This is a genomic window from Arthrobacter sp. GCM10027362 (assembly GCF_042679445.1).
GTDB lineage: Bacteria > Actinomycetota > Actinomycetes > Actinomycetales > Micrococcaceae > Crystallibacter.
Map to the genome: position 1 here is coordinate 1 of NZ_JBHTML010000347.1, position 1,690 is coordinate 1,690.

The 1,690-nt window shown below is 73.6% G+C and carries 2 protein-coding genes; both read left to right on the top strand.

Annotated features, from left to right (window positions below; genetic code table 11):
• On the top strand, positions 1-650 hold a 650-nt coding region (gene otsB, locus ACFQ36_RS22515), incomplete at its 5' end, for a trehalose-phosphatase (RefSeq protein WP_377017770.1).
• A gap of 101 nt (positions 651-751) precedes the next feature.
• On the top strand, positions 752-1,690 hold a 939-nt coding region (locus tag ACFQ36_RS22520), incomplete at its 3' end, for an ABC transporter ATP-binding protein (protein WP_377017772.1).

Consider the following 1,690-nt stretch of genomic DNA (forward strand, 5'->3'; position numbering starts at 1 on the left):
CCGAATCCGCCGCGGCCGTGCTGGCGCTGGCCGGGCTGCCGGACACCACGACGGCCTTCATCTCCGGGCGTGCGCTGGCCAGCCTGCGGCTGGTCGCCGACCCGGACGAGCGCACGCTGCTGATCGGCTCGCACGGCGGCGAGGTGTTCACCGGCCCGGACAGTCCGCCGCTGACCCTGGATGCCGGGCAGGCCGCGGCGCTGAAGGCGGCCACCGCCGTCGTCGAACGCGTGGTCGCCGCGCACCCGGGGACGGTGCTGGAAGCCAAGCCGGCCGGCGTCGTGCTGCACACGCGCACCGCGGCGGACGAGGTGGCCGCGGCGGCCACGGAACAGGCGCGTGCACAGCTGCTGGCCATCCCGGGGGTCCACCTGTCCGACGGCAAGCGGGTGCTGGAAACCTCGGTGATCAGCGCCGACAAGGGCCAGGGCATCGAGCTGCTGCGCACGTTCACCGGCGCGAGCGCCGTGCTCTTCGCCGGGGACGATGTCACGGACGAGAACGCCTTCGCGGTGCTGCGCCCGCAGGATGTGGGGATCAAGGTGGGCCCGGGTGCCACCGCCGCGCGCTACCGGGTGGACTCCCCGCAGGCCTTCGCCGGGGTGCTCGCGCTGCTCGCCGAGCTCCGCGCGGCGGCGGTGCGCTGCTGAGGCCCGCGCCCCGTGCGATACTGAACGCCCGGTCGCAACCGGACACTTCCCTGCTCGCCGTGGACCGCCGGGCACACACCTGCCCGTGAAGGGACTTGAAGATGGCAACGGTAACCTTCGACAATGCCACCCGCCGGTTTCCGGGCACGGACCGCCCTGCGGTGGACCGGCTCAGCCTGGACATCGCCGACGGCGAGTTCCTGGTCCTGGTCGGCCCCACCGGCTGCGGAAAATCCACTGCCCTGCGCCTGGTCGCCGGGCTGGAGGAGATGGACTCCGGGCGCGTGCTGATCGGCGGCCGGGACGTTGCCGCGGTGCCGGCCACGGACCGCGACGTGGCCATGGTCTTCCAGAACTATGCGCTCTACCCGCACATGAGCGTGGCGGACAACATGGGCTTCGCGCTGAAGATTGCCGGCGTGCCGGACGGGGAGCGGGCCGCCCGGGTCCGCGAGGCGGCCCGGCTGCTGGAGCTGGAGGAATTCCTGGACCGCAAGCCCAAGGCGCTCTCGGGCGGGCAGCGCCAGCGGGTGGCCATGGGCCGGGCGATCGTGCGCAACCCGCAGGTCTTCCTGATGGACGAACCGCTCTCGAACCTGGATGCCGCGCTGCGGGCGCAGACCCGCGCCCAGATCGCGTCGCTGACCCGGCGGCTGGGGGTGACCACCGTCTATGTCACGCACGACCAGGTGGAAGCGATGACCCTCGGCGACCGGGTGGCGGTGCTCCGGGACGGGGTGCTGCAGCAGGTGGCCGCCCCGCGTCAGCTCTACGACCGGCCGGCGAATGTGTTTGTGGCCGGCTTCATCGGCTCCCCGGCGATGAACCTGCTCGAACTGCCGGTGGACGGCGGGGCGGTGCGGCTGGGCGGGGAGCCCTTCCCGGTGTCCGGGGCGGCGGCGTCGGTGCTGCTGGGCGTACGGCCCGAGGACTTCGAGGTCGCCCACGGCCCCGGGGCGGCCGGGCTGGCGGTGACGGTGGAGTCCGTGGAGGAACTCGGTGCGGACGCCTTCCTGCACGGCGAGGCCGCCCCGGCCGGA